1 protein-coding gene is annotated in these 221 nt (G+C 54.3%); it reads right to left on the bottom strand.

Annotation, left to right across the window (positions count from 1 at the left end; genetic code table 11):
• The coding region (locus JEM65_RS23435; protein ID WP_199603863.1) for an ATP-binding protein at nt 1–150 on the bottom strand (150 nt) is incomplete at its 3' end.
• Between the last annotated feature and the right edge of the window lie 71 nt (nt 151–221).

Below are 221 nucleotides of genomic sequence, written 5' to 3'. Positions count from 1 at the left end.
CGCCGTAACAAAAGCGGCCATGGTCGTGGATTTACCCGCACCGTTACCACCGGAAAGCGTGGTGACCAGTGAATCGAGGTCAAATGTCCGGGCGAAAAAGCCGTTCCAGTTAACCAGCGTCAGTGAGCGAAATTTACCGCGTTCAATCATTCCTGTTCATCCTCTGCGCTTTCATGCCCTTGCTGCCCTGCCAGCGGTTCGCCGTCTTCATTTTCGTCGTT

This window comes from Gelidibacter salicanalis (assembly GCF_016469035.1).
GTDB lineage: Bacteria > Bacteroidota > Bacteroidia > Flavobacteriales > Flavobacteriaceae > Gelidibacter > Gelidibacter salicanalis_A.
The sequence above is the reverse complement of the archived record's forward strand: the minus strand, read 5'-3'. Positions and strand labels throughout refer to the sequence as shown.